The 22,125-nt window shown below is 71.9% G+C and carries 25 protein-coding genes; 18 read left to right on the top strand and 7 right to left on the bottom strand.

Annotated elements, in window-relative coordinates:
• Window positions 1-3 precede the first annotated feature (3 nt).
• From ACPC54_RS30780 to ACPC54_RS30705, 16 genes are all read left to right on the top strand, one after another.
• Window positions 4-879, top strand: coding sequence for a hypothetical protein (locus tag ACPC54_RS30780; protein ID WP_498969501.1), 876 nt, complete (start codon window positions 4-6; stop codon window positions 877-879).
• Window positions 870-1,199, top strand: coding sequence for a hypothetical protein (locus ACPC54_RS30775; protein ID WP_498969500.1), 330 nt, complete (start codon window positions 870-872; stop codon window positions 1,197-1,199). Before ACPC54_RS30780 ends, ACPC54_RS30775 begins: the two co-directional genes overlap by 10 nt.
• Window positions 1,199-1,732 carry a hypothetical protein gene (locus ACPC54_RS30770; RefSeq protein ID WP_498969498.1) on the top strand — a complete coding sequence of 178 codons (534 nt, stop codon included), beginning with the start codon at window positions 1,199-1,201 and terminating at the stop codon, window positions 1,730-1,732. The genes ACPC54_RS30775 and ACPC54_RS30770 overlap by 1 nt, the downstream gene beginning before the upstream one ends.
• A gap of 42 nt (window positions 1,733-1,774) precedes the next feature.
• Window positions 1,775-2,017 (top strand): hypothetical protein, encoded by a 243-nt coding sequence (locus ACPC54_RS30765; RefSeq protein WP_498969496.1) that lies wholly within the window; start codon window positions 1,775-1,777, stop codon window positions 2,015-2,017.
• Entirely contained in the window at window positions 2,017-2,454 is a 438-nt protein-coding gene (locus tag ACPC54_RS30760) for a hypothetical protein (protein ID WP_498969495.1), read from the top strand. The genes ACPC54_RS30765 and ACPC54_RS30760 overlap by 1 nt, the downstream gene beginning before the upstream one ends.
• Window positions 2,455-2,539: 85 nt before the next feature.
• Window positions 2,540-3,124 (top strand): phage tail tube protein, encoded by a 585-nt coding sequence (locus tag ACPC54_RS30755; RefSeq protein ID WP_498969493.1) that lies wholly within the window; start codon window positions 2,540-2,542, stop codon window positions 3,122-3,124.
• Between the two features lie 80 nt (window positions 3,125-3,204).
• The gene (locus ACPC54_RS30750; protein WP_498969492.1) at window positions 3,205-3,738 is read left to right on the top strand and encodes a hypothetical protein; all 534 of its coding nucleotides are present in this window, start codon (window positions 3,205-3,207) and stop codon (window positions 3,736-3,738) included.
• A gap of 14 nt (window positions 3,739-3,752) precedes the next feature.
• A complete protein-coding gene (locus tag ACPC54_RS30745; protein WP_498969490.1) occupies window positions 3,753-4,010 on the top strand; it encodes a hypothetical protein in 258 nt (85 codons plus the stop codon).
• The gene (locus ACPC54_RS30740; protein WP_498969488.1) at window positions 4,003-8,187 is read left to right on the top strand and encodes a hypothetical protein; all 4,185 of its coding nucleotides are present in this window, start codon (window positions 4,003-4,005) and stop codon (window positions 8,185-8,187) included. Before ACPC54_RS30745 ends, ACPC54_RS30740 begins: the two co-directional genes overlap by 8 nt.
• On the top strand, window positions 8,171-9,148 hold the full coding sequence (locus ACPC54_RS30735; protein ID WP_498969486.1) for a hypothetical protein: 978 nt from the start codon (window positions 8,171-8,173) through the stop codon (window positions 9,146-9,148). Before ACPC54_RS30740 ends, ACPC54_RS30735 begins: the two co-directional genes overlap by 17 nt.
• A gap of 23 nt (window positions 9,149-9,171) precedes the next feature.
• Window positions 9,172-10,140, top strand: a complete 969-nt coding sequence (locus ACPC54_RS30730) for a hypothetical protein (RefSeq protein WP_498969485.1) — start codon at window positions 9,172-9,174, stop codon at window positions 10,138-10,140.
• Between the two features lie 4 nt (window positions 10,141-10,144).
• Window positions 10,145-11,350 carry a hypothetical protein gene (locus ACPC54_RS30725; protein WP_498969483.1) on the top strand — a complete coding sequence of 402 codons (1,206 nt, stop codon included), beginning with the start codon at window positions 10,145-10,147 and terminating at the stop codon, window positions 11,348-11,350.
• Window positions 11,351-11,384: 34 nt separating this feature from the next.
• Complete coding sequence (locus ACPC54_RS30720) at window positions 11,385-13,181, top strand: hypothetical protein (protein ID WP_498969482.1); 1,797 nt, start codon at window positions 11,385-11,387, stop codon at window positions 13,179-13,181.
• 127 nt (window positions 13,182-13,308) lie between these two features.
• Window positions 13,309-13,749 (top strand): hypothetical protein, encoded by a 441-nt coding sequence (locus ACPC54_RS30715; protein WP_498969480.1) that lies wholly within the window; start codon window positions 13,309-13,311, stop codon window positions 13,747-13,749.
• 68 nt (window positions 13,750-13,817) lie between these two features.
• A complete protein-coding gene (locus ACPC54_RS30710; protein ID WP_498969479.1) occupies window positions 13,818-14,237 on the top strand; it encodes a hypothetical protein in 420 nt (139 codons plus the stop codon).
• A 260-nt stretch (window positions 14,238-14,497) separates the two neighbouring features.
• Window positions 14,498-14,971, top strand: a complete 474-nt coding sequence (locus ACPC54_RS30705; RefSeq protein ID WP_498969478.1) for a hypothetical protein — start codon at window positions 14,498-14,500, stop codon at window positions 14,969-14,971.
• 45 nt (window positions 14,972-15,016) lie between these two features.
• Here ACPC54_RS30705 and ACPC54_RS30700 read toward each other — a convergent pair whose 3' ends face one another.
• From ACPC54_RS30700 to ACPC54_RS30670, 7 genes are all read right to left on the bottom strand, one after another.
• A complete protein-coding gene (locus ACPC54_RS30700) occupies window positions 15,017-16,663 on the bottom strand; it encodes a DEAD/DEAH box helicase family protein (protein ID WP_498969477.1) in 1,647 nt (548 codons plus the stop codon).
• A 95-nt stretch (window positions 16,664-16,758) separates the two neighbouring features.
• Window positions 16,759-17,214: a hypothetical protein gene (locus tag ACPC54_RS30695; RefSeq protein WP_498969475.1), complete on the bottom strand. Its 456-nt coding sequence runs from the start codon at window positions 17,212-17,214 to the stop codon at window positions 16,759-16,761.
• Between the two features lie 83 nt (window positions 17,215-17,297).
• The gene (locus tag ACPC54_RS30690; RefSeq protein ID WP_498969474.1) at window positions 17,298-18,125 is read right to left on the bottom strand and encodes an ATP-binding protein; all 828 of its coding nucleotides are present in this window, start codon (window positions 18,123-18,125) and stop codon (window positions 17,298-17,300) included.
• Window positions 18,122-19,225 (bottom strand): helix-turn-helix domain-containing protein, encoded by a 1,104-nt coding sequence (locus ACPC54_RS30685; protein WP_498969473.1) that lies wholly within the window; start codon window positions 19,223-19,225, stop codon window positions 18,122-18,124. Before ACPC54_RS30685 ends, ACPC54_RS30690 begins: the two co-directional genes overlap by 4 nt.
• Window positions 19,222-19,539, bottom strand: coding sequence for a hypothetical protein (locus ACPC54_RS30680; protein ID WP_498969472.1), 318 nt, complete (start codon window positions 19,537-19,539; stop codon window positions 19,222-19,224). The genes ACPC54_RS30685 and ACPC54_RS30680 overlap by 4 nt, the downstream gene beginning before the upstream one ends.
• 69 nt (window positions 19,540-19,608) lie before the next feature.
• The gene (locus tag ACPC54_RS30675; RefSeq protein ID WP_498969471.1) at window positions 19,609-19,881 is read right to left on the bottom strand and encodes a WhiB family transcriptional regulator; all 273 of its coding nucleotides are present in this window, start codon (window positions 19,879-19,881) and stop codon (window positions 19,609-19,611) included.
• Entirely contained in the window at window positions 19,881-20,447 is a 567-nt protein-coding gene (locus ACPC54_RS30670) for a hypothetical protein (RefSeq protein ID WP_498969470.1), read from the bottom strand. Before ACPC54_RS30670 ends, ACPC54_RS30675 begins: the two co-directional genes overlap by 1 nt.
• Before the next feature lie 418 nt (window positions 20,448-20,865).
• Between ACPC54_RS30670 and ACPC54_RS30665 the strand changes: the two genes are divergently transcribed.
• Both ACPC54_RS30665 and ACPC54_RS30660 read left to right on the top strand, forming a co-directional pair.
• The gene (locus tag ACPC54_RS30665; RefSeq protein WP_498969469.1) at window positions 20,866-21,489 is read left to right on the top strand and encodes a ParB N-terminal domain-containing protein; all 624 of its coding nucleotides are present in this window, start codon (window positions 20,866-20,868) and stop codon (window positions 21,487-21,489) included.
• Between the two features lie 14 nt (window positions 21,490-21,503).
• Window positions 21,504-22,124, top strand: a complete 621-nt coding sequence (locus ACPC54_RS30660; RefSeq protein ID WP_498969467.1) for a hypothetical protein — start codon at window positions 21,504-21,506, stop codon at window positions 22,122-22,124.
• Window position 22,125: the final 1 nt, after the last annotated feature.

Here is a 22,125-nt window from a genome sequence, read left to right as displayed (position 1 = left end):
ACGGTGTCCATGCTCGACTGGCAGGCCACGTACGGCGGCGCCGCGTTCGACCCGGCCGCCACCGGCGGGACCGTCACCTCCCTCACCCTGCACACCACCCCCGAACGCACCAGCCAGCCCGCTGCCGTCGCGGCCGCGACGACGCTGAAACCCGGCACGTACCGCTTCGCCATCTCGGACACCCTGGCCCCGGGCCGCTACTGGGGGACCGTCGCCTTCACCCCTGCCGCCGGCGCGCCCGCGAGCACGGACCGGACGATCCGGGTGGACTTGCCAACCGGCACCGGCCTGGTCACCTCCCCCGAAGCGGTTGCCGACCACGCCGGCATCCCGCTGCCGCTCACCGAGGCGCAGCGCGACGGCCTGCGAACGGCGATCGAGGACGCGCAGGCCGACGTGGAGGCGTACCTCGCTCGTCCGCTGGTGCCGCGCCTGGCCACGCTGAACGACGTCCGTCCGGCGTCCGGCGTGGACCTGGGGTCGTGGCAGGCATGGGCGCACTGCGGTCCGGACGACGACTTCGCCGTGGACGGCTGGACGGCGCGGCCGGACGGCACGTACGACGTGCGGCTTCGCGTCGGGCTGGACGGCGCGGCCGAACGGCCGATCCGACGCTTCATCACCGCGCACGCCGCCGAGACGATCCGCAACACCCCGGCCTCGGGCGGCGGGGCCGGCGGGGCCGGCGGGCGCCGGGTGTCGTCCTTGTCGGCGGAGGGGCAGTCGATCAGCTACGAGGCCGCGCCGAGTGCCGGGCAGCCCGGGGCCCTACCGGTGCTGGTCACGCTGGACGGCTACCGGCAGCCGCCGGTGTACGTGCGGCCGCGGCCCGCGGCCGCACCGTGGCCGTACGGGGGGAGCGTGTCGTTGTGGCGGTGATCCTGGCGAACCGGCGCTTCACCGCCTACGTCGCCGAACACCCCTGGGAGCGCGACGCGCACGGTCTGCCGGTGCCCCCGAGGCCCGGCACGGCAGCGGCCTCGGGGCCGGCGCTGCCCGGCGCCGCCGTGATGCAGGCGGACGGGTCATGGTCGCTTCGTGCGGACCCACGGCACTGGCCTCTTCGCCCCGGGGACCGGCTCGTCGACGGCGCCGAATCCTGGACGATCACGACGGCCCGGCTGTGCGCCGTCGCGGTGGACGGCGCGGCGGACTACATCGCGGTCACCGCGGCCCTCGACCCGCCGCTGGTGCCCTGATGGCCCGGTTCGAGGCAGCGCCGGGGCTGGAGGCGATGGTGGCCGCGATGGTGGCGCCCGAGGTCGGCCGGATCGCCGACGAAGTCGCTGATCGGGCCAAGCGTCTGGCCCCGCCCACGAAGCAGTGGGTGACTGTCGCCGACGACCGGGTCCGCCACACCCACGTGCAGACCGAGGGCCAGAGCGTCCCGAACAACCTGCGCTTCAAGGTGCCGTCGATGGACTGGGACCGAAAGCACCGCGGTGTCGGCGAGTACACCTACATGAAGGCGCCGCGCGACGAGAGCAGCCGCGCCGTCGCGAACCTCAAGAACTGCCGATGCACAACTATTCTTGATCCCAAGGGAGTTGCCCATGGCATCAACGCCGGTCAGCCCGTGACGGCCGGCAACCGGGTCACCGTCACCGTGGCGTGCGAGGGCGACCTCGTCGTCCAGGCCGAGTTCGGCGACGTCTACCCGGGCGGCCTGGTCGCCACGGGCACCCACTTCATGGCCAGAGCCGCCAACGAGGTGGCCCTCAAGTACGGGTAGAGCACGCGACGCAAGGGCCCGGGCCGGACACAGTGCACCGCCATGGCAACCAACACCAGCAGCAAGAACGCCTCGCCCACCGCCGAGCAGCCGGCCGCGAGCGGAGGCCCGGACCAGCAGACCGTGGTCGGCCCGCCCCTGGGCGCCAACCAGGTCCCGGAGAAGGTCCGGCTCTCCCACCACCTGTTCATCGCTGGGCAGGACTACCTCCCCGGCGCCGACGTGTGGGTGGCCCCGGACTACGCCCGCCAGCTGCGTGCCAACGGCTACGTCGCGCGTAGCTGATGACCGAGCCGGCATTTCTGCACAAGGTCGCGGCCGCCGACCCCGTCGCCGTGGCCCTGGCTCACCTACGCCGGCACCCGGCCGTACTGGAGGCGTTCGGCGGCCCTGGCCATGTCTCCGGCCTGGTCGAAGCGCCTTGGCCACGGCTTCGGGTCACCTCGGGCCCGGGCGGTGACCTGCGCGGGTTGCGCTGGGAGACCGCCAGCGAGGTCACGATCGAGGTGATCTCCGACCCGGCCGGCTGGCCCGGCTCCGCCGAACTGCGCCGGCTCACCCTGCTGGCGGCCGGCGCCCTGCTGGACCTGCCCGAAGTCGACCCGCCGCCGGCCGGCCCGGTGGTCAGCCACGTCGCCACCAGCGGCCCGCTTGCCTTCACCGAGCTCACCTCGGGGGCGATTCGCTACAGCATCGCCCTCCAGGTCGTCCTGCACCCCTGAGCCGGGGCCAGGGCGCGACACAAGCCCCGTACGGACCGCACCGTCTCCTCGCCGCAGCCACCCTGACCGCGAGGAGCCACCCCCTGTGAGCGCGAAGACCAACTCCGCCGAGACCGTCGTCCCGGGCCGGCTCTACCTCTACCTCGCGCCGGTCGGTACTGCCGCGCCCGCCGACGCCACCGTTGCGCTCGCGGCCGGGTGGCGCTCGGTCGGCCACACCACCGAGGACTCGCTCAAGTTCAAGGAGGAGCCGAACTTCGAGTCGTTGAAGAGCGCCCAGTCGGACTTCCCCGTGCGCCAGTTCCAGACCGCGGACGCGGTCACGGTGGAGATGGACCTGCTCCAGTGGTCCGCACCGAACTTCAAGGCCGTGTACGGCGGCGGCACCATCACCGAGATCACCCCGACCGGCACCGGCACGGCCAAGCACTACAAGTTCGTGCCGCCGCGCATCGGCGAGCGCACCGACGTGGCCGCGCTGCTCGAAGCCGTCGACGGCGGCAAGCACTACCGGTTCGTCTTCCCCCGCGCGATGCAGCTCGAAGGCGTCGCCAACGACCTGTCCAAGGGTTCCGGGTCGAAGCTGCCGCTGCGCCTCGGCGTCCTGGGCGGCGACGACACCGACGCCTGGTACATGCTCACCGACGACCCCGCGTTCAAGGAGTCCTGACGGCAGCGGTCGCCACAAGCCTCCGGGCTGTGCGACCGTCCCCGCCGACCACCGCCCCACCCGCTGGGAGAGGACCCCCCTTGAGCGACTTCCTGATCGACCTCGACGCGCCGAAGCGAGAGGTCACCCACCCCAACGGCATCCCGGTCCTGCTCGGTGGCGAGACCTTCATCTTCCCCGCCGAGCTGCCGCTCGACGCGCTCGACCCGCTGCTCGCCAACAACCTCGACCTTCCGGGCCTCGCCGCGCAGGTCATCGCGGACGAGAAGAACAACAACATCGCCGGCGGCATCGTCGACCTGCTGCTCACCCGCCCGCACCTGCCGCGCACCTTCCTCGCGGCGCTGCGTGACGTCTACCTGCTGCTCCTCGGGGTCGAGCAGTTCGAGCGCTTCACCGCGCAGAGGCCCAGCATCGCCGACTACGTGCGGCTGACGCGGGCCCTGATCAAGGCGTACGGCGTGAGCCTGGGAAAGCTCTCCGGGTCGCCGACCTCGCCCGCGGCAGGTGGGACGACCTCGAGTACGACCTCGCCCACCACCACCGGCGAGACGCCCGCGACGTCTGGCGCCGCCCCGGCGACCCCGCCTTCCTCGGAGTCCGCCGCCTCGTAGTGCTCCTCGACGGGTTGCCCGAGCAGGCCCGCACGCGCCGCGCCCCGGGCGAGCGCGCCTGGTGGGGCTTCCAGGAGGAACTCCTCGCCCAGCTCGTCGAGCTGACCTCGGTCTACACCGCCGACCGGCGGCTCACCGAGCCCTTGGCCGTCCCCCGGCCGAACACCGTCCGCACCGCGGACACCGCACCATCACCGCCGTCGTCCGGCACGTCAGGTCTGCGCCAGTTGCTTGACGCGGCCTCGCACCGAGGAAGGGTCCAGCATGGCTGAGGGCCAGCTTGCCGGGCGCCTCGTCGTGCAGGTCGAGGCCACAGCTGCAGGGTTCGCCCGCAGCCTGCGCACCAAGGTCGAGGAAGCGGCCGAAGGCGTCAAGGCCCGCATCGGTGTCGATGTCGACGGCGAGGGCCTGCGCGAGCGGCTCAAGGCCGTCGTCGAGGAGGCGTCCGCCGGGCTGCGCGCCAAGGTCAAGCTCGCCGTCGACCGCGAGCACCTGCGCAGCGATATGGAGCGCGCTGTCGACGGCGCTGCCGAAGGCGTCCGCGCGAAGGTCAGCCCGGACGGCGAGCACTTCCGCCGGGAGCTCACCCGCGTCGTCTCCGAGGCGACTGGCGAGCAGGGTGCCCGCATGCGGCTGCGCCCCGACATCGACCCCCGAGGACTGGTCGACGCGGTGCGGCGCCGGGTCCGCGAGGCGGACGGCGACGTCGCCCAGGGCGGCGGGATCAAGATCCCGTTCCAGCTGCCCGGCCGCGCCATGTTCATGGGCGCGATCCTGACGCTCGTCCAGCCTGCGGTCGGCGCGCTCGCGCAGCTCGGAGCCGGCCTGACCGCCATGGTTGGCTCGGCCTGGCCGGCGGTGAACACCTTGGCCGCGATCCCCGGCGTCCTGGCCGCGCTCGGCGTCGGCCTGCTCAGCACGAAGGCCCTGTTCAGCGGTGTCGGCACCGCCGCGCAGGCGTACGGGCAGAAGCTCGCGGCGGTGCGCGACGGCACCACGATGAGCGCCGGCGAGTTCCAGAAGATGACGGCGGCGATCAACGCCGTCCCGCCGCCCGTACAGGAAAGCATCCAGGCTCTCCTCGGCTTCCAGGACGTCTGGAAGAGCATCAAGCAGGACACGCAGAAACGTCTCTTCTTCGACCAGGCGCGCGACATCAACGCGTTCGGCTCGGTCGTCCTGCCACTCGTCCGCACCCAGCTCACCGGCGTCGCCGACATCGGCAACCGTCTCTTCACCGACGCGGCCCGGTGGGTACGAAACCCCGTGTTCCGGGCCGACGCCGCCGAGATCGTCCGCACCAACACCCGGGTGCTGGGGACGATGGGCCTGGCCGTCAAGGACCTCGGCCACGCCACCGAGGACACGCTCGTGGCCAGCGGTCCGTTCGTCGAGCGCCTGGCCGAAGCGACTCGCCGCGGCACGCTGTGGGCGCGCACCGCCATCGCCGCGGCGCGCGAGAACGGCTCCCTCAACCGGGCAATGAACGAGGGCGCCGACGTCGCAGCCTCCCTCGGCCGATCGATGCGCAGCCTCGGCAAGGGCTTCGGCGGCGTGTTCGCCGCCGGCCGGGAGTCGGGTAACTCCCTGCTCGCAGGGATGGAGCGCCAGCTCGACAAGTTCGACAAGTGGTCGCACTCCGACTCCGGCAAGAACCGCCTCAAGGACTACTTCGACCAGGCGCTGCCCGGCGCCCGCGAGACGATCGGCCTGGTCGGAGACCTCGGCAAGGGCCTCGCCCACATGGGGTCAGACGACCGGATCGCCGCGTTCGTCTCCCAGATCCGCACCCAACTCCTGCCCGCGCTCGGCGCACTGTTCCGCGGGCTCGGTTCGCTGGGACCTCACGTCCTCGGGGTGCTGTCCAACATCGCCGAGATCATCGGCCGCCTCGCCAGCGGCGCGGCCGCCTTCGCCCCGCTCCTGGCCGTCTTCTCCGGCCTGGCAAATGTGGTCGCGGTGCTGCTGCGCACCGTCCCGGGCCTGTCCACCGCCCTCGGCGGGCTTCTGGTCGTCATGCTCGGCATCAAGGCCGTGCAGGGCATCAACGGCATGTTCTCCACCGCGAACACCAACGCCACGGGGCTGGGCCGCACCACCACCGGCCTGATCGGCACCTTCCGCGGCCTGAACGAGCAGATCGCGCTCCAGCAGTGGCACGCCGAACGCTCCGGGGTCTCCCTCGGGCGGGTCGGCGCCGCCGTCGCCGTCCTGCAGTCCAACGTGCCGCGCCTGGGCGCCACGGTCCCCACCATCGACGCGATGAACCGTGCCTTCCTGGACACCCGCTCGGCGGCCGGCGAAGCGCAGACGAGGATCACCGGCGTCGGCAGCGCCGTCTCGGTCGGCCTCAAGGGAGCCTGGTCCGGCCTCGTGAACTTCATGGGCGGCCCGATGGGCATGGCCGTGGCCGGCCTCGGGATCGGCCTCGGACTGCTGGCAAACTGGCACCAGAGGGCCGCGGCCGCCGCCGCCGACCAGAAGCGTTCCCAGCAGCAGCTGTCCACCGCGTTGAAGGAGACCAACGGCGCCGTCACCACCGACGTGCGCACCACCGCCGCCAAGCTCCTCCAGGACCAGAAGGTCCTCGGCGGCCAGGAGAAGCTCCTCGACGTCATGGCCAAGGTCAAGGTCGGCCTGCCCGAGATGACCAACGCCTACCTCGGGCTCAACGGCGGCCTCAAGCAGCTCTCCAAGACCATGGACGAGCAGGCCGAAGCCGCTCTCAAGGCGTATCGGGGCAAGCCGACCGACGACCTCAAGAACAAGGCCCGCGACGCCGAGAATGCCGCGAAGGCCCTGCACGAGCTCCTCAAGGTCCAGGAGAGCGAGGCCCAGCAGACCAAGGACGTCGCCAACGCCGCCGGTGGACTCGAACGCTCCGGCCTGGTGTACGAGAAGCTCAAGGGCCTGGTCGGCCAGTTCAGCAACGCCACCGTAGACGCGACCGCCCGCACCGACGCGCTCAAGTCCGCCCTAGACCTCCTGGCCGGCGGAACCCTGTCGTTCAAGGACGCGCAGGCCCGCGCGGACGGCGCGGTGCTCTCCGCCCTCCAGGCGTCCAAGAACGCCACCGACGAGCGCAACATCGCCCTCAAGGAGGGCACCTCCTACCTCAAGGGCTGGGGCTCGGCACTGGTGGAGACGGACGGCTCGCTCAAGACCAGCGTCGAGAACGGCCACCAGCTCTACCAGTCGATGACGTCGATCCGTGACGCCACGCTCGACTCCACCCGCGCCGCCTACGACCTGGCGATCAGCCAGAAGAAGACCGTCCCCGAGGCCCTCCAGGCCGCCAAGACGGAGATGGCCCGCCTGTACGAGTCCGCCGTCAAGACCGCGATGGGCTACGGCCTCACGCGGGAGCAGGCGGAGAAGGCTGCCGCCGCGATGGGCCTGGTGCCCGACCGGGTCACCACCCTGCTCGCCGCCAGCGGCGTCGACTCCGTCCTCGCCCAGCTCGCCGGCGTCCAGGCCGAGTACGCCAAGGTGCCCGGCAGCAAGCAGATCACCGTCCAGGCGATGACCGACGAGGCGAAGACGCTGCTCCAGGGCCTGGGCTACACCGTCATCACCCTGCCGGACGGGCAGGTCCAGATCACCACCACGTCGGCGACGGCGAACGCCGAGCTCAATTCGATCATGAAGACCCTCGCCGGGTTCCCGCCCGGGCAGAAGATCGACGTGGACGTGCCCACCCTCAAGGCAATGGGTGAACTGCAGTCGATTCAGGACAAGTTGAGCGCCACCCCGGGGCAGAAGAGCATCACCGTCGAGGCCCCATCCGACCGGGCCATCTCCGAACTGCAGAACATCGGGTTCAAGGTCGAGCGGCTGCCGGACCACCAGGTCCGCATCAGCGCGCCGAGCACCGAGGTCTCGCAGAACGTGTCCGCCATCCAGGGCATCATCAACGCCCTGCGCGGACGCACCGTCAACGTCGACGTCCAGTACAACTACCCCGCCGGCGGCCCCCGCAGCGCCCAGGCGGACGGCAGCATCCTCACCGGCTTCGCCAACGGCGGCATCCGTGGCCGCGTCCAGGCGTTCGCCCGCGGCACCGAGAAACACATCGCGCAGATCGCCCGCCCCGGCGAGTGGCGCGTGTGGGCCGAGCCGGAGACCGGTGGCGAGGCGTACATCCCGCTCAGCCCCGCCAAGCGCGCCCGCTCCGAGCAGATCCTCGCCCGTGTCGCCGACATGTTCGGCGGCCACGTCGTCTACAACGCGGCCGGCGCCCTGCGGCAACCGGCCCTCACCGCCGCGGACCTCTACCGCAGCGCCCAGTACACCGTGCGCTCCACCCCAGCCGCGCAGGCTTCCGCCCTGGTCGGCGGTGACCTGATCATCACCCGCTCCGACCGCGAGAGCAGCGGCGACGCCCTCCAGGGCGCCATGTTCCAGCTCCGCAGAGCCCGCTTGGGAGGCGTCCATGGCGTTCTTGCGTGAGGGCGAGTTCAACCTGCTCTACGACGGCGACGGCCTCCACCCGGGTGCCGACCTGCTGTTCGGCACCCTCAACACCGGCATCTACCTCCTCAGCGAGCCGACCTTCGACCGCGCCGAACCGACCCTCGGGGACGCGGCCCTGCCGCTGGAAGACGGCGTGCGCTTCGGCCAGGACACCACCTCCACCACCACGGTGAGCTTTGAGCTGGCCGTCGACACCGTCTACGCCGCCAGCACCCCGGCCGGCCGCCACACCGCGAACCTCGCCGCTGTTGACTCCCTGCTCGCCGCCTGGGACGCCGCCGCCGTACGCCGCCGCATGGGCGCTGTCGCGGTGCTGCGCACCATGCAGGGCGGGCGCATCCGTCGCGCCTATGGCCGCCCCCGCAGCATCGCCCCGGCCAACACCCGCTTCACCCGCCAGGGCAGCACCACCCTCGTCGCCACGTTCGCCGTCGCGGACGGCCGCTGGTACGACGACGCCGAGGAGTCGACCACCCCCACCGCCGCGCCGGCCCCGATCCGCGGCCTCACCTCGCCGCTGACCGCCGCCCTGTCCCAGCGCATCCCCGCGCCCCCGCAGCCGCCCGGCGCCCTGCCGGTCGGCGGCACCCTGCCGACCTGGCCCGTCACCACCTTCTACGGCCCGGGCCGCAACCCGGCGCTCAGCTTCTACGGGCCCGGCCGCACCGCGCAGGGCGACCTGAGCCAGCGCATCACGATCGGCCTGGACCTGACGCTCCGCGACGGCGAGTGGGTCACCGTCGACCCCCGCCCGTGGGCCCGCACCGTCCTGCGCAACGGCACCGCCAGCGTCGCCGGCGCCCTCACCCGCAGCACCCCGCGCATGCAGGACATGCTCCTCGCCCCCGGCCTCCAGCACGCCCGCTACACCATCGCCGACGACACCGGCACCTCCCGCGCCACCGTCGCTTGGCGATCCGCCCACCGCTTCTACTAGCCCACCCGAAGGAGAGCGTCACCGTGTCCTGGGACTCCGTGCCGTGGTTCGTCGAAGGTTCCGCCGAGCACTCCAGTGCGATCGCCCGGCTGCTCGCCTACAACGCGGTCGGCGGCGCCGAAGGCGTCATCGGCCCCGCAGACCTGCGCGTACGGGCACTCGCAGCCCCCGGCCAGCAGGTCGAAGTCCTCACCGGCGCCTGCTCCATCCTCAACCGCGCCGCCGGAGCCCAGTACGAGGCGTACGCCGGCCGGATGATCAGCATCGACAAGATCCCGATCACCCCCACCGGCCCCGCAGCGCGGTCCGACCTGATCATCGCCCGCATCGAGAACCCCTACCTGATGGGCGAGACCTGGCAGCAGCCCGCCAGCCCCGCAGCCGGCCCGTACATCTTCACCCGGGTGATCTCAGGAGTCCCCGCCGGCACCACCTCGGTTCGCCAGGTCCGCCCCGGCGACTCCGCAATCGCCCTGGCCCGCATCGACCTGCCTCCGAACACCAGCAGCGTCCTGCCCGCCCACATCAAGGACCTGCGCCGCGTCGCCCGCCCCCGCACCGACGACCGCATCTACACCGTCATCGGCTGCGGCTACTCCTACATCGAGCCGACCGACCGCGCCCCGAAGAACTGGCCCGAGCAGGCGAACTGGAACATCGACATCCCGGAGTGGGCGGTCACCGCGATCATCACCACCAACCTCAGCGGCCTGCGCCTGTCCAACAACAACGTGTACGTTCAGATGCGCCACGTCTTCGGCGGGACGGCCGGCTCCAACAGCGAACTCGACGACGACGGCGGCACCGGCTTCCGGCGCGCCGACAAAATGCTCGCCGACCGGTACTCGATCCCCGCTGCCTGGCGCGGCACCACCCAACCCCTGCTCGTCCAGACCACCGCCATCGACCCCGGCCGCCTCGACGTCAACGGCTCCACCCAGCTGATCTGCCGCGTGCAGTTCCAGGAAGCCGCAGCCCAGGACGGGGCGTAGCACCGTGGCCTGGCGCTTCATCGCCCTGCGCGTCCTGACCGGGCAGATCCTCGACTGGGACGTGCCGCTGACCCTCACCAGCGCCCCCACCCGCCAGCTGTCCGGTCCCGGCGGCATGACCGGGCACATCGAACCCGAGTACGCGCGCCTGATCGCCGCGGACGGCCGTCCCCTGCTCCAGGAGTGGGACACCGCCGTGTTCGCCGAGATCGAGGGACAGATCCGCGGCGGCGGCCTGATCGTCAAGTGCCACCCCGAGAACGGCAAGTGGGTGATCGAGTGCGCCGGCTACACCGCCTACCCGCACGGCCTGCCCTACGAGGGCCTGATCCAGTCCGGCATGCTCATCACCCCGCCCGACCCCAACGCCGGCCTCGACAAGAACCACGACGGGTACATCGACTTCACCGACCCGCCGCGCTCCGTCCAGGTCACGCCCCCGCCCCCGCCCTACTGCGGGCCTCGGATCGACGCCTACGACGCCGTCCGCGAGCTCTGGGCGCACCTGCAGTCCTACGACAACGGGCGCCTGGGCCTGGCCGTCGACCAGCACAAGGCCGACATCCTCCTCGGCGCCGACGACGGCTCCGACCCGTACGAACTCGCCTGGTGGGACACCCCGGACAGCGGCAGTGCCATCGACAACATCTTCCTGCAGCACAACCTCGACTACCTCGAAGAACACGCCTGGTCCACCGCCACCGGCAACGACCGCACCATCGTCCACCGCCTGCGCCTGGGCGCCCCACGCCTCGGCCGAAAGCGCGACGACCTGCGCTTCGCAGACGGCGAGAACATCTCCGCCACCGCCACACCCCGCGCCATGGGCGAGGACTTCGCCAACGAAGTCGTGGTCCTCGGCCGAGGCGAAGGCGCCACCAAGACGCGCCTTCAACTCGCTCGCCCGGACGGCCGGCTGCGCCGCGTCCACGTCGTCGCCGACAAGGCCGCCACCAGCGAAGCCGCTCTGCGTGCCCGGGGCAACCGTGAACTCCAGTCCAGGACACAAGCCATCTACGTTCCGATGCTCGAAGTCCGCGATCACCCCAACGCGCCCATCGGCTCCTGGTCGCCCGGCGACGACATCCTCGTCCAGACCCACGTGCCGTGGGTGGGCGACATCCAGGTCTGGCACCGCATCACCGCCGACGAACTGCGAGCGGACGGCACCGCGGTGCTGACCCTCAAACGCTCCGACGCGCTGGGCTGATCACCGACCCGGCCCGACACGGAGGCACCGCCGCTTGACCAGCGCACTCGACCAGGCCGTTCAGCAACGCGAACTCGCCGCCCTCCTCAAGAACCTCGACCAGCGCCTCACCAACATCGAACGCGCCGCCCAGCTCCCCTACAGCGCCGCCCGCGGCCAGCTGCGGGTCATCGACGACGACGGCACGGTGATCAGCACCATCGGCCGCCAGAGGGACGGCACGGTCGGCGTCACCGTGGCCGTCTCCCCGCCGCCGCCGACCCCGCTCGCCCCGCTCGTCGAAGCCGCGAAGGCCGCGCTGAAAGTTACCTGGGACGGCCAATGGGCGGACGCCTACACCGCTCCGCTCAACCTTTCCCACCTCGAAGTCCACGCCGGAACCAGCGCCGACTTCACCCCCGGCCCCCAGAGCATCGTCGCCACCCTCGCCGCCGCCGGCGCCAGCATCACCCTGGCCACCGCCACCTACAGCCCCCGATGGCTGCGCCTCGTCGCGGTCAATGCCGCAGGCGCCCGAGGGCCGGCCGGCGCCGCCGCCCAGGGCACCCCCCTCAAGGTCGTCACCGACGACCTGATCAACGGCATCATCGGCGAACTCCAGCTCGCCAACAGCGCCGTCACCGCGGTCAAGGTCGCCACCGGCGCGATCAACTCCGATGCCCTCCAGGCATCCGCCGTGACCGCCGGGAAGATTGCCGCCGATGCCGTCAGCGCGGGCAAGATCGCCGCCAACGCCATCACCGGACGCGAGATCAAGGCGCTCACGATCACCAGCGACAAGATCGCCGTCAACGCCATCACCGCCGGCCAGATCGCCGCCGGCGCCATCACCGCCGCGCATCTGGCTGCCGACGCCATCGACGGGAAGACGATCACCGGCGTGACCCTCGTCGGCTCCACCATCCAGACCGCCCTCACCGGCCGCCGAGTCCTTCTCTCACCCACCGACCCGACCGATGGCGCCACCAACCCCTCCGCGCTGCTCTACTCCGGCACTCCGGCCGAACAGAAACCCGCCCGCCTCACCGCCGAAGTCCGCAACACGGACAACATCAACACGCCCATGACCCGCCTGACCGGCCCGCAGCTCAACACGAACGGCTCGAACACCGCGACGCTGTGGCTGACCTCCGGCGGGCCGGGCACCTTCAACGGACAACCCACCGGTTTCCCCGAGCGCGGCGGCTACAGCCTCTACGTCAACGGCGACGGCGCGCTCGGAGGCGAAGCTGTGATCACCGGCTCCGCCGGCTCGAACACGAACGCGGCCACCATCGAGACGAGCGTGCGCCGCAACCTGGCCGGCGGCTACAAGACCGCCCTGACCCACCTCGAACCGGAGGGCTGGTTCGTCCAGCTCGCCGACCAGATCGCCAACATGTACCTCGACCGGGACGGCCTGCACCTCAAGGCCGTCCTCGGGGAGGTCCTCCTCCAGACGAGGAGCGGCCTTCGCCTCCAGGGCGGCGACATCCTGCTGGACACCACCGCAGGGTTCATCAAGAAGGCAACGACCTGGACCAGCCTCACGCTCAAGGCCGGAGCCACCGCTGTCGGCAGCACCTGGCAGGTGCCCGGCGCCAAGCTCATGCCGGACGGGATGGTCGCCCTACGGGGCCTCATCCAGATCCCCGGCACCTTCGCCGGCGGTGTCATCGCCACCATCGACGATCCCACGCTTCGTCCCCGCAAGGGCGAGGTCTTCTCGGTGGCGAACGCCGCCGAGACGATCTCCGTGCTCTACATCAAGCCGACCGGCGAGATCGAGACGCACAAGGCGTCCGGAGGCTGGGTCTCCCTCGACGCCGTGCGCTGGTCCGTCATCGACTGACCGGCCGGCAGGGCGCGACGCAACCACCTCGCCCCCGCCAACCTGAATCCCCGCGCGGGCCGAAGCCGCACCCCCCAGGCCCCGGCCCGCGCGGCACCACCACCGAAGCCCGAGGAAGGCCCAGCACTTGGCGACCACCGAGACGATCGCCGCGGTCGCCACCCCGGTGTGCGCGCTCCTCGGTGTGGTCGCCAGCGGCTGGCTCGCCGCCCGCCAAGCCGGCCGCAAGGCCGCCGCCGAAGAGCACGCCGCCGAAGCGGCCGCCGAGGTCTCCGCCGATACCGCCGAAGCCGCGGCTGCGGCCTCCGCCGCCGACGCACTCCAAGCCGGCTTCGTCACCCTGTACGCAGAGCACCGCGCCGAACGCGCCGAACTCCGCGGCCGGATCAGCGCCCTGGAAGCAGGCCAGGCCCGGCAGGCCGAGAAGCTCGACCGCATGGCCGAGGACCACCGCCGCTGGCGCGACGCCGCGATCCGCTACATCCGGCTCCTGCGCGCCCAACTCGCCTCCCTCGGAGCCACCCACCCCGCCCCCGACGAACCGATCCGCGCCGACCTGGAGCCCTGAGCGCACGACACAAACCCGCGCCGGCCGCCACCGTGCCCACCCGGAACCACCCCACCGGAAGGCACACCTTGAACCTCAACAACCTGGTCGTCCACAGCGCCGGCTACGGCGTAGCAGTCGGCTCCGCGCTCCCGCTCGTGGCCGCCGTCGTGCTGCGCCCGCACTGGTCCCCGAAGGTAAAGACCCTGATCGTCACCATCCTCGCGGCGCTCTCCGGCGCCGCGACCGTCGCCGCTCAGGGCGGGTTCAGCAACCCGGCGAGCCCCGGCGCCCTGCTCGCCGCCGGCGCCGCCGTGATCGCCGCTTCCGAAATCTCCTACGCCGCCCTGTGGCACCGCTACGGCATCGCCCCCAAGATCGAGGCCGCGACCAGCCCTACCCCGCCGGCCCGCATCGACCTGACGAACCTGACGTTCGACACCTCCGACGACACCCTGAACCGGCTCAAGCAGCGGCTGAGCGACCCGGACCGAGGGAGCGATTCCTGAATCCGAACGGCAGCCCGTAGCATTCCAGACCAGGCGGCCCGCCACTTATCCACCGTCGAGGCGAAAGCCCCCGCGAAGAACACGACCCGGGTTTCCGGGGGTGTCCTTTCGGCGCGGGGGCAACGAAGTAGCCAAGCCCACCGGCCGTGCCCTCGGGCGCGGCCGGGGCCGGGGAGCGCAGCTACGTGGTGATCCGGCACACGGCGGACGGGACCGGCGGGCCGCCGCCAACACGCCAGGCACTGGAAAGGCACCAGCACGTGACCGCGACACCGAACCAGATGGCGGCAGCCCTCGCGGCGGCCCCCGATCAGGCGTTCACGGACATGCTGGTCGACTTCGTGACCCGCCCGAAGGCCGACCCCGAACTGGCCGCCGTCTTCCACAGCCCCGAGGTCGTCACCCGCGTCGCCACGACGATCGAGCGGCTGCTCACCAACCACCACGTGCCCCAAGGCGACGACGAGTCCCGCAACGCCTACACCGAGCGCATCCGTCGCCTGCGCACCGCCCTGGAAGAGGAACTGCAGCTCGCCCAGGTGATCGCCGCCGGCGACGCCGCCCGGGCGAGCGGCCGACTCGACCGCGGCCGCAACCCCGCGCAGCGCGCCCGCCGGCGGCTGGCCGACATGTTCCCCGCCGAGTACACCCGGCTGCGCCGCGAGGAGGAAGCCGCGGCAGCCCGGGGGCGCCGTACGGCGAAGAAGAACCGCCGTACGGCGCCCAGGCCGTAGAACGTCGGTGCGGGCGAGGCCGAGGCCCCGCCCACGCGGCGGTTGCTACTGCAGCGCCGCCGCGCCGATGATCTCGGCGGCTTCCCGGGCCGGTGCCCGAGTGCCGAGCGCCGCGTACCGGTCGGCGACGTCGTCGAATCCCTTGTCCCGCAGCGCGGTGACGACGATCGGCCGCCACTGGCGCAGGTGCGCGGCCAGCCGCGACGGCGGCAGCTGCCCGGCGGTGCTGCCGGGGGGAGCCAGGTCGGTCAGGTGCTTGTCGACGCTGATCCCGAGCACCATCGCCTGGGCGGCCGCCTCGTCGCGCAGCATCTGCGCCGGGTTCGGCCGCTCCAGAACCGGTCGTTCCTGAACTGGCTGCTCGACTCCGACCTGATCGGCCTCGGAGCTGGGCTGTGCAGCCGCCGGAGCGTCACCGAGGACGGGGGCGGCCGATGCCGGGGCGTGGGGCTCCGGTGCTTCCCCCTCGGCCTGCTGCTCCGGCGCGTCCGCGGAGGATTGCTGCTGGGGGCTGTGCTGCGCGCAACGTGGGCCAGCCGGGTACGGGCGGACCTGGTCGATCGGCGTGGAGCAGGCCGGGATGGCGCAGCGCGGCGGCTCGCCCTCGGGGCCGCCCGGGCCGCCGGCGGCGAGCCCGGGCTGCGGGGCCTTCACCTCGGTGGTGCCCGCCAGGACGTTGAGCGCGCGCTCGATGGCGTCGGACGCGGAGACCGGCCCGTCCTTGCCGGTGACCTTGCGGCGGCTGAGGGCCTCGTGGCCGTAGAACGCGGTGAGGCGGTGCAGGTACTCGGGGTTCCGGGTGCCGAAGGAGAGCATGATCAGCTTGCCCAGCTGCTCGCTGGACGGGTCGTCCGGCAGGTCGTCGAGCACGTCGAGCTGTTCGGCCTGCTCGCGGAAGAAGGCACCCGGGTTCGGCGCCACGTAGGTGGAGCGGGCGACCCGCTCGTGCATCCTGAGGTCGCGGAACAGCTTGTCGACGCTGAACCCGGGCAGGGGGCGGATGAGAGCGGTGCTCAGGTCGGGGTTGAGCGACCGTACGCCGGTGAGGAACGCCGAGTCCCGGCCCCGCAGTTGGACGACGGCCGTGCACTCGAAGGGCAGCGACCGCTCCGCCTTGACCTTCCACACCCGGTCCCGGGTGGGCTTGTCCCCGTCGAAGAGGACCACGTCTTCCAGGCGGGCCAGGAGCAGCACCGGCCCGTCGTGGTACTTGAGGGTGTTGATGACGTCCTTGAAGCGGGACTTGGCCTTCTGCCACTGGTCGGCGGTGATGGTCAGCTCGCTGTTCGGCGGCGCGCCCCGCTCGTTGGCCCGCCGCCGGGAAACCTCCGTCTGCTCGTCGCACAGCAGCTCCCAGAGCATGGTGACGGAGTCCACCACGATCAGGTTCGGCTTGCCGTCCTCGCCGCGCGGCTGGTGCACGGCGTAGCGGACGGCGTCGAGGATGTCCAGGTAGCTGCCGTCATGGCGGACGATCTTGTACGGGCCGAGTTCCTTGTACTCGTGGGCGGTGTCCTCGCCGATCTCTACCCAGTACGTTCGGCCGATCAGGTCGGACGTGGACGCCAGGGCGGCTTCGTAACTCTTGCCGCTCTTCTCCACGCCGGTTAGGAGCAGGCGGGGCCAGGCCGGGAGGCCGCTGGGCTCGTCGACTTCGCGGTCGAGGCGGCGCGGCGGGACTAGGAGCGTCACGCGGGTGTCCTTTCGGTTGTCCGGGTTGCTGGCCCGGTGATGCTGCCGGGTTCGGCAGCCTTGCATCCCCTCCTTAACTGTATCATGAACAATGATTAGTTTGGGTGGAGTGTTCTCGATACCGGCCGGTCGACCGGTTCCTCAATCTGAGGGTCGAGCACCGGCCGGGCGGCCGCGTACCAAGCATCGAGCAGTTCCGCCGTGCCCGCCACGTCCGGATCGCCCGGCTCGCCTGGGCCACGTGCTGCCGCCGCCGCTGGGGCGGCCCACCGCGCGGCCGCCGCCTCATAGCGGACCTGCGCGACCTCGGGGTCGAGTAGCAGCGCCTCGCCAAGCTCGTCCCAGCCGGCACCGTCGAGCCGTGCGGCGATCACCGTTCGGTCCAACGCCTCCAGGGCCAGCAGCCGCAGGTGGCGTGCCTCACGAATCCGGTCATGGGCCGGCCTGGCCGTGGAGGTCTCGCCGACCAGGGCGGCGGCGAACTGGGCGACCTCGCGTTGAGCGACCGCCGTCGCCACCTTGGCGCGGGCCGCCGGATCGTACTCGGGCATGGGGGACCGTCCTCTCGCATCCTCCCTGCGCACCCTAGCCACCCTGGCGAGCGGTCGGCGGCGCGGCGCCCGCGGTCGGCGGTTCACCAGCGCACCGGCTGGCGCCGGTCCGGCCGTACGAACTGCAGCGCCGTCGCGCTCTCCCCGAGCCGGGAGACGATCCGGTCGCCGAGGATCTTCGCGATCTGCGCCGAGTGCAGGTTGGTGCCGATGGCGGTCGGCAGCCCGGAGGCGATCCGGGCGGACAACAGGTCCCCGGTCGCCTGCCGTACGGCCTCGGTCGCCTGACCGTCCATCTCGCCGCACAGCTCGTCCAGGATCAGCAGCCCGGCACGGTCGTGGAACTCCCGGACCTGCAGCTGGGTCAGCCCGGGCGGCGCGCCGTCCGGGCGCAGCCAGCGCACGTAGTCGCCGTGGCGCACATACCGCGTCATGACCCCCGCGCTCACCGCCAGCGACCCCAGCGCGATCAGCGCCGCCGTCTTCCCGGAGCCGACGTTGCCGAACGCGACCAGGTGCTGCTTGGTGTCGAGGCCGGCCGCCAGGCGCTGCACCCAGTAGGCGAGCACCTCGGGGTGCTGGTCGACATCGAGGAGCACGTGCCCGTCCGGCAGCCCGTTCGGCGGCACCGTGACGTGGTGCCGCAGGTAGGCGCGGTGCCGCGCCCGGTCGAGGCTCTTGAGCCAGGCCGTTGCGTAGATGCCCTGCCGGTACTCGTCCGGCTGCTCCCACACCGCGCCGTCCTGCGCCGGGACCGCGCCGCGGGCGCGCTGCTCCGCCGTCCCCCGGGCCATCATCGCGCGAGCCTCACGGATCGCCAGAGCCTTGACCGTGGCGCCGTGGTCCGCGTCCGTGAGCTCCCGCCCGAGCACCAGCTCGGCCATCGAGGTCACCGTGCTGCTGCCCTTCATCGACTGTCCAGCGCGCTCAGCACGGCGTCGACCACCGAGTCCGCAGCCGGCTGCTCGGCCCGCGGGTGCGAAGCGGCGTCGTCGTACATCGGTGTCGTGCCGCGCCGGCCCGGCACGACTGCCTTGCCGGCGGCCGTGCCGAGGGCGCCCTGCCACTGCTGCGCGGACGGGACGTGCCGTCCGCAGTCGAGCAGGGCCGCCCAAATCTGCTGCTTGGTGTAGCCCGCACCGGCGGCACGGCGGATCATGCCCATCAGCATCATGAAGCCGTTCTTGCTGCCGGCCCATGGCCCGAACTGCGCCTGGGCGTGGTCCCACCAAGCCGTCGCGCCGTCGCGTGCGAGCTGGTCAAGCACCTGGTCCTGTTCGGCCTGCGCCGCGCGGCGTTCGGCGTCCTGCTGCGTCTTCGACTTCGGGCGGGGCGGCTTGCCGTCCCCGCCGTCCGGCTTGCCCGGCCCCGCGCCGGCCGGAGAGGGCACGCCGACGCCTCCCGCGCCTTGGGGCGGGTTACCGGGGAGGTTTATAGGGGTTGTTTGGGGGTCTTGAAGTCCCCCCTCCCAGGACTGTGAGTCCCCCCTGCCAGGACTCTCAGTCCCCCCTGCGCCCTTCGGATTCAGGGGGGACTGAGAGTCCGTGGACTTCAAGTCCCCCCTCGCGGCGGTCTCCTCGTCGGTGGGGCGTTTCCTGCCGAAGTCGGCGCGCCGGACCCGGGCCGGCGCCGGCGTGATGTCCGGCCGCGACCGGGCGCTCAGCGGCGCCAGCCCCCTCTGCTGCCGCTCCTCGTTCACCCGGTCGATCCGGTGCCCGAACCACGAGTGCGGGATCAGCAGGTCGTACACCACAGGGCGGTAGCGCTCCGGTATGTGCCGGGCCGCGCTCTGATCGCCCTCGCCGAGCAGACCGCGCTGCTGGAGCTGCTTGAGCTTGCGTCCCACCGTCTTCTCGTCGCACAGCGCCGCCTTCGCCAGGGTGGCCTTCGACGGGAACGCGTTGCAGCCGTCCGAGTCCGCGCGCTCGGCGAGCGTGACCAGGATCAGTCGCTCGAACGTGTCCGCGGTCGGGCTGTCCTTGAGTGCCCACAGCATCGGTTCCAGGCTCACCGGGCCACCTCCAGGAGACGGTAGGTGGTGACGGTCGTACGGGAGCGCCGGTGCCGTGCCCGGGCCAGCAGGCCAGAGCGCACCAGCTCGCCCAGCAGCGGCCGAGCCTGGTACGGGCTCAGGTCGGCGGCCGCCGCCGCGCCGGAGCACGCGGTGTCGCCCGCTGTCCGAAGCGCGATCGCGGACAGCAGGCGGAACGCGGGGGCGGACAGGCCCACGTCGAGCGCGGCGCGCTGCTGGCGGCAGTGCGTGCAGCAGGACGCCGGGGCGGTGGGCGACGGCCGGCGGGCCGCGTCGGGCAAGGCGGTGCTCAAGAGTGTCATCCTCGGGTGGAGCCCGGCCGGGTTAACGGCCCGGCCGGGCGGTGGTTCTATGCGGCCGGGTCAGGCGGCGAGCGCCTGCCGACCCTTGCGCGTGGCGGCGGCGCGGCGGCGGCGGATCTTGCGCCGCTCGTCCTGCGTGGTTCCGGCCCGTACGCCCTCGTCCCGCCCCGCCGGGGTGGCGAGGGCGGCTTCCATGCACTCGTCGTTGTGCGGGCAGAACGCGCAGGTCGCCTTCGCCAAGGCGATGCCCTTGGTGTCCTTCGCCGAAGGGAACATCACGTCCGGGTCGACGCGGAGGCAGACCGCCTTCGGGAACTGCGTGACCGGGAACATCAGACCTCGTCCCCCTGCCCGAGCTGGAGGGCGGTGGCCATCAGTTCGGCCACGGCGCCGTCGCGCAGGTACTCCATCACCTGGTCGCGGCCGTCCGGGGTCCAGAAGGGGGCGACGCTCGACGGCGCAGGGGAGGGCTTCCAGGCCAGGCCGGGCAGTACCTCGCCGGTGTCCTTGTGGATGATCGCGCCGCTCTCCTTGTCGTGGACGGCCGCGTTGATGAGCACCTGCTCGAAGGCGCCGATGATCGTCGCCTCCCACCCGGCATGCTCGGGGTGGTTCAGGTGAACCCAGTCGGTGAGCGCGGCCCGGTCGGAGACGACCACCGTGCCGGGGGCTTTGGGCTCCCGCACCGTCCAGGTGACGACCTTGCTGCCGCCGATGCTGGTGGAGATCGACTTCACGCCGTTGCTCGTGTGCTGGGCGAGCACCGCGGAGTCGAGGTCGGTCTTCGCCACCGCGGCGAGCTCCGTGAAGCGGCTGGCCATCTGGTTCAGCACGGTGGCCCGCTGGCTGAGCTCGGCGAGCGTGGGCGCTGTGGCCTCGGGTTCCTGCTGGTCCGTCACGCGGGTGTCCTTTCGGTGAGTCCGGGTGCTCTCCCGGACGTGCTCGTGCCGGGCCGTACACCTGGGGGTACGACGAACCGTCCCCGGGCGTTACAGACCCCGGCCGGCTGGGCTGCCCCAACACCGAATAACTGTAACACAAGCAATGATTAACGAGAGACGTTAGGCTCCGACCCCACTACCGTCCGGGCCGGCCATGGACGGACCGCCATCGTGCGCACCGGCGAACCACCCCACGGCCACGGACTCGCCCCCGCCCGGGAACAAGGGAGCGAGCCCGGAGCAACACCGGTCGCGGGGGCGACGGCTGACGGCCTCCTGGTTGCCCCACACAGTGAGCGGGGCGCGCGGTTGGAACCCGCGGTCACCACTGAGCCCCGCCCCCGCGACCGCCCGACCCGCCACGAGAAGAGGGCCCGTGACCACGCCACCCGTCCAGGCACCGCGCTGGATCGCCTACATGCCTCTCCAGGCCCTCACCCCCGCCACCCGCAACCCCAAGCTCCACGAACTGCCGCTGATCAAGGCGAGCATCCGCGAGCACGGCTTCGTCGACCCCGTCCTGGTCGACGAGCGCACCGGGCGCAGCATCGCCGGCCACGGCCGCCACGAAGCCCTCGTCGAGATGTACGCAGACGGCGAGACCACCCCAGACGGCGTTCTCCTCGACGACGACGGCTCGTGGCTCCTGCCCGTCACCCGCGGCTGGTCCTCCCGCACCGACGCCGAAGCCGACGCGCTGATCATCAAGCTCAACCGCATCACCGCGCAGGCCGACTGGGACCGCCGCATGCTCGCCGGCATGCTCGAAGACCTCGTCACCACCGACGCCAGCCTCTTCGACTCCCTCGCCTACACCGACGACGAGATGGAGACTCTGCTGCGTGCGGCCCCCGCCGAAGCCCTCGGCGAAGAACCCGCCCTCGCACTCACCTCCGACCTCGGGGACGACACCTCCTTCAACGACGACGACAACGAGGAAGGCCCGCGCCTCGTCCGCTGCCCGACCTGCGGCGACCAGTTCACGCCCCGCCGAAGCTGACCCACCACCGCCCCGTGACCCGCCGCAAGCCCCGCCACGGCCCGGACGCCCCCCAGGGGAGCGGCCGCGGCCGCCGGCGCCTGCTCACCCCCGACACCGAGCACAAGCTCATCGAAGCCACCCGCCAGGGCATGCCCGTTGAGACCGCGGCCGCCGTCGCCGGAGTCCACAAGGCGTCCTTCCTGCGCTGGCTCGCTCGCGGCCGCGAGGAAGCCGACCGCCGCCGCCAGGGCGAACCGGCCCAGCCCGGCGAAGACGACTACCTCGCCCTTCACGAACGCATCGAGCAGGCCCGAGAACTGGCCCACGCCGGCGCGGTCGTCCAGCTCCGCCGCCTCATCAACGGCGGCTTCGTCATCAAGGAGACCACCCGCAAGGCCCGGGACCCGGAGACCGGCCAGATCATCGAGGAGACCGTCACCGACCGCGCCGCACCCGACTTCAAGGCCATCAGCTTCTACCTGGAACGGCAGCACCGTACCCACTGGGGCAAGGACCAGGCCCCCGAGGAGACCACCACCACCACCGCCCCGGCCGACGAGGTCGACGCCGAGCAACTCGCCGACCGTCTGGCCGTCACCCTCCACGCCCTGGAGTACCCACCCGAGCCGGCCCCCGACAGCCCGAGACACTAGC

The organism is Kitasatospora sp. NPDC094028 (assembly GCF_049543595.1).
In the GTDB taxonomy this organism is placed as follows: Bacteria; Actinomycetota; Actinomycetes; order Streptomycetales; family Streptomycetaceae; genus Kitasatospora.
Note: the sequence above shows the minus strand (reverse complement) of the source record. Positions and strands in the feature narration are given on the sequence as shown.